This is a genomic window from Bradyrhizobium genomosp. I (2014), from assembly GCF_000261685.1.
Lineage (GTDB): Bacteria > Pseudomonadota > Alphaproteobacteria > Rhizobiales > Xanthobacteraceae > Bradyrhizobium.
Genome location: NZ_AJQE01000164.1, coordinates 26983 through 35066 on the forward strand (window position 1 = coordinate 26983; position 8084 = coordinate 35066).

At 64.7% G+C, this 8084-nt stretch carries 9 protein-coding genes; all 9 read right to left on the bottom strand.

Annotated features, from left to right (window positions below; genetic code table 11):
• Nucleotides 1-95 precede the first annotated feature (95 nt).
• Entirely contained in the window at nt 96-302 is a 207-nt protein-coding gene (locus tag IC50_RS15720) for a hypothetical protein (protein WP_035706212.1), read from the bottom strand.
• A gap of 172 nt (nt 303-474) precedes the next feature.
• Nucleotides 475-1644: an acetyl-CoA acetyltransferase gene (locus IC50_RS15725; RefSeq protein ID WP_035706215.1), complete on the bottom strand. Its 1170-nt coding sequence runs from the start codon at nt 1642-1644 to the stop codon at nt 475-477.
• A gap of 59 nt (nt 1645-1703) precedes the next feature.
• Entirely contained in the window at nt 1704-2354 is a 651-nt protein-coding gene (eda, locus tag IC50_RS15730) for a bifunctional 4-hydroxy-2-oxoglutarate aldolase/2-dehydro-3-deoxy-phosphogluconate aldolase (RefSeq protein WP_035706217.1), read from the bottom strand.
• 24 nt (nt 2355-2378) lie between these two features.
• A complete protein-coding gene (locus IC50_RS15735; RefSeq protein WP_035706221.1) occupies nt 2379-3347 on the bottom strand; it encodes a sugar kinase in 969 nt (322 codons plus the stop codon).
• Between the two features lie 24 nt (nt 3348-3371).
• Nucleotides 3372-4358, bottom strand: a complete 987-nt coding sequence (denD, locus tag IC50_RS15740) for a D-erythronate dehydrogenase (RefSeq protein ID WP_035706224.1) — start codon at nt 4356-4358, stop codon at nt 3372-3374.
• A gap of 64 nt (nt 4359-4422) precedes the next feature.
• The gene (locus IC50_RS15745) at nt 4423-5346 is read right to left on the bottom strand and encodes a carbohydrate ABC transporter permease (protein ID WP_035706227.1); all 924 of its coding nucleotides are present in this window, start codon (nt 5344-5346) and stop codon (nt 4423-4425) included.
• Nucleotides 5339-6256, bottom strand: a complete 918-nt coding sequence (locus tag IC50_RS15750) for a carbohydrate ABC transporter permease (protein WP_081492449.1) — start codon at nt 6254-6256, stop codon at nt 5339-5341. The genes IC50_RS15745 and IC50_RS15750 overlap by 8 nt, the downstream gene beginning before the upstream one ends.
• 100 nt (nt 6257-6356) lie before the next feature.
• On the bottom strand, nt 6357-7676 hold the full coding sequence (locus IC50_RS15755) for an ABC transporter substrate-binding protein (protein WP_035706230.1): 1320 nt from the start codon (nt 7674-7676) through the stop codon (nt 6357-6359).
• A 44-nt stretch (nt 7677-7720) separates the two neighbouring features.
• The coding region (locus IC50_RS15760) for a TOBE domain-containing protein (RefSeq protein ID WP_157460977.1) at nt 7721-8084 on the bottom strand (364 nt) is incomplete at its 5' end.

Below are 8084 nucleotides of genomic sequence, written 5' to 3' on the forward strand. Positions count from 1 at the left end.
GCGGCCCGCGATTGCGGTCCAGCTAACGGCAGTGCCGCCGCTCGCGCAAGGGCGGGCGGCGTATGGCGGCATGCGCCGCGCGGCGATATCGGCCGCTATTTCTTCTGGCGGGATTCCCGGATCTTCAGGAGCCGGTCGAGCTCTTCGTTCTGCTGGCTGATCCGGTCGGCGATGCGCGACTCACTCTGCTCGCCCGAGGCGGCAGCGGCCTGCTCGATGAGCTGGCGGATATTGTCCTCGAGGATCGCAATGCGGTCGTTCAGCGCTTCCATCGATAGTGAGTCTTCGTAGTCAGTGCTCATAATGCTTTTCCCGCAAACACAATCAGAAGCATTAAGGCGGGCTCGGACGGGCCCACCATGATCTAGCGCAAGGGTCGTAGGGTGGATTAGCCGCAGGCGTAATCCACCAACCCGTGTCTCCGCGGAGACAAAAGAGGTGGGTTACGCCTGCGGCTAACCCACCCTACAAGGCCTACTTCAGCGGCTCCAGCACGGAGACGTAGTTGGCGACGGCAGCGCCGCCCATGTTGAAGATGCCGCCGAGCTTGGCGTTCTTGAGCTGCATGCCCTCGGGCGCCTGCCCTGCAAGCTGCATCGCGGTCATCACATGCATGGAGACGCCGGTGGCACCGATCGGATGGCCCTTGGCCTTCAGCCCGCCGGACGGGTTGACCGGCAGCTTGCCGTCCTTGAGCGTCCAGCCTTCCTTGATGGCGCGGGCGCCCTGCCCCCTCGGCGTCAGGCCCATCGCTTCGTATTCGATCAGCTCGGCGACCGTGAAGCAGTCATGGGTCTCGACGAAGGAGAGATCGGACAGCGTCACACCGGCCTTTTCCAGCGCGCGCTGCCAGGCGACCGTGCAGCCCTCGAACTGGAGGATGTCGCGCTTGCTCATCGGCAGGAAGTCCTGGGCGTGCGCGGTGGCGCGGAAGCCGATCGACTTGCTCATGCCCTTGGCGGTCTCGGCATCGGCCAGCACCAGCGCCGCGGCGCCATCGGAGACCAGCGAGCAGTCGGTGCGCTTCAAGGGGCCGGCGACGTAAGGGTTCTTCTCGCTCTCGGCGCGGCAGAAGTCGAAGCCGAAGTCCTTGCGCATCTGGGCGAAGGGGTTGGCGACGCCGTTCTTGTGGTTCTTGGCCGCGATCAGCGCCAGCGCATCGGACTGGTCGCCGTATTTCTGGAAATAGGAGCTGGCGATCTTGCCGAACACGCCGGCAAAGCCGCCGACCGTGTCACCGTCCTCGGGCAGGTAGGACGCCTTGAGCAGGTTCTTGCCGATCTCCGGGCCCGGCGTGCGTGTCATCTGCTCGACGCCGACGACGAGCACGATCTTGGCGGCGCCTGCGGCAATCGCGCGCAGGCCCTGATGCACGGCGGCGGAGCCGGTGGCGCAGGCGTTCTCGACGCGGGTCGCCGGCTTGAAGCGCAGCTTGGGATCGGCCTGGAGCACCAGCGAGGCGGTAAAATCCTGCGGCGAGAAGCCGGCGTTGAAATGGCCAAGCACGATCTCGTCGACATCGCCAGCCGAAACGCCGGCATCGGCCAGCGCCTCATTGGCCACGCGGACGACCAGGCTTTCCACGGTCTCGGTATCGAACTTGCCGAACGGCGTGTGCGCCCATCCGACGATGCTGGCAGTCATGGTCATTTCTCCCTGGGGTCTCTTCCTGAGCTAAGTCTTAGCCCAGGGATGGCAAGACTTCACGCGGCTTTCAGGGCCTCGAGGGTGCGCTGGCAGATGGCAGTTATGCCGGCCCAGTTCCCGCCCCGGATCTCCGCCGTCGGGCACAGCCAGGAGCCGCCGACCGCGACCACGTTGGGCTCGGCGAGCCAGCTCGCGGCATTGGCCTCGCCGACCCCGCCCGTGGGGCAGAACCGCACGCTCGGGAACGGGCCGCCGAGGGCGCGCAGGCCCTTGATGCCGCCGGCCTGCTCGGCCGGGAAGAACTTTGCGACGTCGAAGCCGTAGGACAGCGCCATCATCAGCTCGGAGGCCGTGGCGATGCCCGGCGCGAACGGCAAGGAGCTGTCGGTTGCGGCCTTGAGCAGATCGGGGGTCAGGCCCGGGCTGATACCGAACGCGACGCCGAGCTTCTCGACACGGGTGAAGTCGGCCGGATTGAGGATCGTGCCGATGCCGACGACCGCCTCGGGGACTTCGGCCATCATCGCCCTCGCCGCCTCGATCGCAACCGGGGTACGCAGGGTCACTTCCAGCGTGCGCACGCCGCCAGCGACCAGCGCACGCGCCAGCGGCACGGCATCCTGGATCCGCTCGATGGTGAGGACGGGAATGACGGTCGCCGCCTTGAACAGCGCGACGAGGTGGTTCTGTTGGGCAGTCGTGGTCATAGGTCTCTATTCACTTGGTCGCGTTTACTTGGTCGCCTGGCGAGAGGCCGCCGGCCGGTGCCGCTTCTTCGGCGGCATGGCATAGCCCGGAATGATGGCGCCGGGATAGCAGATCACGAGGCTGGCAAGGCGATGTCCGGCCTGGGCGGCCTCGACCGGATCGGAACCGGCGAGGCGCGCCGCGATATAGGCCGCGGCGAAGCTGTCGCCGGCCGCCGTGGTGTCGACGACCGGTTTCGTCATGGGCTCGGCGCGGACCTCGTGGGTAGCACCGGGAAAGCGCAGCAGGCTGACGGGCTCGGCGAGCCGGAACACCAGCTCGGGGCTCGGAATACGCGCCATCAGCTGGTCGCGGCTCTCGCCGGGATAGAGCGCGAGCAGATCCTCGGTCGAGGTCAGCACGATGTCCGCGATGGCGAAGGCTGCGGCAAAGACCTCGCGGGCAACGTCGCGATCCGGCCAGCCGCGTGCGCGAAAATTGGTGTCGAACACGAAGCGGGTGCCGAGCAGGCGCGCGCGCTTGATCGCCGCAAACAGGCGATCGCGGCCCGAAGCGTCGTAGATCGAGAGCGTGATGGCGGAGAGATAGACGACGTCGTAGCTCATCAGCGAGTTGAGGATTTCGTCCGTCTCCGGCAGGCTCATCAGCTGCCGCGCCGCCGCGCTGTCGCGCCAGTGGAAGAACTGGCGCTCGCCCTTCGCATCCAGTTGGATCATGTAGAGGCCGGGCAGCTTGCCCGCGAGCCGCACGACACGCCGCGTGCCGACACCCTCTGCATTCCAGGCCGCGATCATCTCATCGCTGAGACCGTCATCGCCGAGCGCGGTGAGATAGTCGACCTTGACCTCGAGCCGCGCCAGATAGACGGCGGTGTTGAGGGTATCACCGCCGAAGCCGCGCGAGTAGAGGCCGCCGCCCTGGCCGGCAGACGCGCCGCCTTGCGCCTGCCTGAGCTCGACCATGCATTCGCCGATGCAAGCAACGCTCGCCATCACCAGGGCCCGCTCAGTCAGAGATCAGGCGACGAAATTGCCGCCGAGCTCGTCTTCGATGTGAATGCGGATGATATCGTCGAAAGTCTTCTCGGCGGTGGTGAAGCCGAGCTCGCGCGCACGCTTCGGGTCGAAATTGCGCGGCCAGCCGCCGACGATGCCGACGATGAAGGGATCCGGCTCGCGCTTGATGCGGGCGGCGACCTTCTCGCCGGCAACCCGCTTCAGGGCGGCGATCTGCTCGCCGACCGTGGCCGAAAGGCCCGGCATGGTCAGATTGCGGCGCGGGCCCACGGTGGCGAGATCCATGGTGCCGGCGTGCAACAGGAAGCCGACGGCCGAGCGCGGCGTGGCGTGCCAGTGGCGGACGTCCTCGGACACCGGCAGGATCGCTTCCTTGCCGGCGAGCGGCTCGCGCAGGATGTTGGAGAAGAAGCCCGATGCCGCCTTGTTGGGCAGGCCGGGCCGGATGCAGATGGTCGGCAGGCGGATGCCGATGCCGTCGAGGAAGCCGCGGCGCGAATAGTCGGCCAGCAGCAGTTCGCCGATTGCCTTCTGCGTGCCGTAGCTGAGCAGCGGCGTGTGGAAGAACTCGTCGCCGATGGCATCGGGGAACGGCGCGCCGAACACCGCGATCGAGGACGTGAACACCACGCGCGGCTTGTAGCCGCCGCCCGCAAGCCTGATTGCGTCGAGCAGCATCCGCGTGCCGTCGAGATTGATACGGTAGCCCTTGTCGAAATCGAGCTCGGCTTCGCCCGAGACGATCGCGGCGAGATGGAAGATCACGTCCGGGCGCCCGGCGACCAGCTTTTCGGCCGCGCCCGGCACCGCGAAATCGCCCGACACCGTCTCGACCGGGAAACCGGCCTTCTCCGGCTTCCTCGGCTCGACCACGTCATGCATGGTGAGACTGGTGATGTCGCTCTTGCCGAGCCGGCCGTCGCGCAGCAGCCGTTCGCAGAGTTTGCGGCCGACCATGCCGGCGGCGCCCAGAACCAGAATGTGCAAGAGCCTACTCCTTAGTTGTTGGCCGAAGCGCACCGCTCCGATGCGTCCTCGGCAAGCCCCGCGATCATTCCTTCACGGCGCCGGTCATCGCCGACACATAATGCTCCACGAAGAAGGCGTAAAGGATCACGAGCGGCAGCGAGCCGGCCAGGGCTCCGGCCATCAGCGAGCCCCAGCGATAGATGTCGCCGTCCACGAACTCGTTGACGATCGCCACCGGCACCGTCTTGTTGCTGGTCGACTGCAGGAAGGTCAACGCATAGATGAATTCGTTCCAGCACAGCGTGAAGCAGAAGATGAAGGCCGAGATCAGGCCGGGAATCGCGAGCGGCAGCACGATCTTGATCAGGATCTGCCAGCGGCTCGCCCCGTCGATCAGCGCGCATTCCTCGAGTTCGAACGGGATGGTCTTGAAATAGCCCATCAGCAGCCAGGTCGAGAACGGGATCAGGATGGTCGGATAGGTCAGGATCAGCGCCAGCGGCGAGTCGAACAGGCCATACTGAAACACGACGGTGGCGAGCGGAATGAACAGGATGGACGGCGGCACCAGATAGGCGAGGAAGATCAGCCCGCCGACGAGATTGGCGCCTTTGTAGCGCAGACGCACGATGGCATAGGCCGCGAGCACCGATGCGATGATCGAGAGCACCGTGGCACAGATCGCCACGTACATCGTGTTCCAGAGCCAGTGCGGATAGTAGCTCTCGAACAGCAGCTTGTGGAAATGCTTGAAGGTCGGATTCCAGGTCCAGAACGGGTTGTACCTGTCGAGGTCGAGGAGCTGATCGTCCGGTTTAACCGAGGTCAGCGCCATCCAGTAGAACGGAAACAGGAGGACCACGACGATGATCGTCAGCGGCAGGTACAGCGTCACGATCCGCCGCGGCACCGACTGCAGATAGCTCATGCCCTCGCTGTTGTCGACGCGCGCGGGCGCCGACATCACGGACTTGAGATCGACTTTCGAGGCAGGAAGATCAGTCATTGTTCTCTCCCTGTTGCCATTTGCGACGCTGCAGGCCGAACCAGGAGACCATGATCGCAGCGAGCAGGAACGGAATCATGGCGCTGGATATCGCCGCGCCCTCGCCGAGCTGCCCGGCGATGATCGCGCGCTGGTAGGACAGCGTCGCCATCAGATGGGTGGCGTTGACGGGGCCGCCGCGCGTCATCGCCCAGATCAACTGGAAGTCGGTGAAGGTGAACAGCACCGAGAAGGTCATCACGACGGCGATGATCGGCGTCAGCAGCGGATAGGTGATGTACCGGAAATTCTGCCAGCGCGTGGCGCCGTCGAGCGTTGCGGCTTCATAGAGCGACGGCGACACCGTCTGCAGGCCTGCGAGCAGCGTGATCGCCACGAACGGCACGCCGCGCCAGATATTGGCGAAGATCACGCAAATGCGGGCCCAGGTCGTGTCGCCGAGGAAGTTGATGTTCTGGTCGATCAGGCCGAGATGCTTCAGCGACCAGGAGATGATGGAGAATTGCGAGTCGAAGATCCACCAGAACGCCAGCGCCGAGAGCACCGTCGGCACGATGAAGGGGATCAGGACCATCGCGCGCAGCATCGCCTTGAACGGCATATTCTCGTTCAGCAAGAGCGCGAGATAGAGCCCGATCGCGAATTTGAGGGCGCTGGCGACGAAGGTGTAGAGCAGCGTGTTGAACACCGACAGCCAGAAGATGGAATCGTCCCACAGCCACTCATAGTTCTCGGTGGCGACGAAGTGCCCGACCCTGCCAATACGGGTGTCCGTGAAGGACAGCCAGATGCCGAGTCCCAGCGGATAGGCCAGGAAGAAGATCAGGAACGCCATGGCCGGCACCATGAACCAGAAGCCGAGCCAGTTGCGATTGTGTTTGAGCTGGGTCCAGGCGCTGTCCTCGCTCATCTGAGGCTTGGCCCGGGGAATTGCGACATCAGCCATGCCCGATATCCCTGATCGAAATGTTGACGAGCGGGCGGCCGGATGGCCGCCCGCTCCGTGATCCTCAGCGATAGATGCGCTTCAGCTGGCGCTCGGCTTCCGCCATCGCGCCCTTCGCATCCTTGGCGCCGGTGCAGTAATTGGCGAACATGTCGACGACGATGAAGTCGGCGATCGCAGTTGCCGCCTTCTCGCCGACGGTCCCGATACCGGAGGCCGGCAGAGTGCGCTTGGAAGCCTGCGCGAACACGGCGTTCTTCGGATCCGCCTTCCAGATCGGCGCCGACTCATAGGCGTTCAAGGTCTGCGTCAGATAGCCTTGCGCGCCATCCAGCCACTTCTCGTAATTCTCCTTCTCCAGCATGAAGGCGATAAAGGCCTTCGCCGCATTCGGATATTTGGTGAAGTTGAAGGCGAGGATCGGCAGCGCAAGCTGCAGCTCGGTCGGCTTGCCGACCGGGCCGACCGGCCAGAGCGCGTGATAGGTGTCCTCGGCGAGTTCCTTCTTGCTCGCATCGGTCTTGGCGGCGACGTAGATCGAGATGCCGTTCGCCGTGCAATAGAGCTCGCCGGCGAGGAACGCCTTGTTGTTGGAGGAGTCGTTCCAGGACGCCGTGCCCGGGATGAAGCTGTCATACAGCGCCTTGCAATATTCCAGCGCCTTCGCCGTTTCCGGCGAGTTGATGATGATCTTGTCGTTCTGGTCGACCGTGTAGGCGCCATGCCCCCACAGCACCCAGTGCAGCCACGAATTGCCGTCACCCGAGGCATGACCGAGCGCGAAGCCCGCCGGCGTGTTGTTCTTCTTCAGGGCCTTGCACATCTCGAGGAAGCCGGGGAAATCCTTCGGGAATTCCTTGAAGCCGGCCTTGTCGAGCGCCGACTTGCGGTACGTCATGTAGCCGCCGTTGGTCGCGACGGGAATGCCGAGCCAGTCGTTGCCTTGCTTGCAGGTCTTGGCCGCCGCATCGGTCCAGCCGCCATATTTCTTGCCGAGATAATCGGCGACGTCGTTCATCTTCAGCACTTTGGTGGGAAACAGCTGCGGCAGCGTGTGCAGGCCCCATGCGAGATCGAGTCCGGAGCCGGTGTTGGCTGCAACCGAAGCCTTCGGCTGCACGTCCTCGAAGGACTCACTGAACACGTTCATCTCGGTGCCGGTGGCAGCCTTGAACGCCGCAACCATCGCGTTGAACGCATCGTCCTCCTGCGGCACGAAGCGCTTCCACCGCATCACGGTCAGCTTGGCGCCGGGCTCGGCCTTCCAGGGCGCGCTCTGCGCCCAGGCCTTGGCGAACTCGAAAAGTGCCGGCCCGGTCAGCATGCCGGTCGCAGCCAGTGCCGTTCCGCCTTGAAGCAGCGTCCGGCGGGTAAAGTCTTGCATGTCGTCCTCCCTGTGATGCTTTTTCTTGTCTTGGTTAAACTACACTACGCGTTGAGGCGTTTTCCCGTCGCGTCGTCGAACAAGTGCACCAGTGACGGGTCGGGCTTCAATCGCACCTTGTCGCCCGGGTTGAACTGGTGACGCTCGCGGAACACCGCGACGACCTGCTCGCCGCCGACCTTGGCGAACACCTGCGTCTCCGAGCCGGTCGGCTCGACGACGATGATCTCGGCCTCGGCGCCATCGTCGGCGATGGTGAAATGCTCCGGCCGCACGCCGTAGACCGCGGGACGGCCGTCGGACGCCGCCGGCGCGGTCTTGAGCGGCAGCTTGACGCCGTTCGGCCCCTCGAAGGTGGCAACGCCGTTGACGCGCACGTGACCTTTGAGGAAATTCATGGCGGGGGGG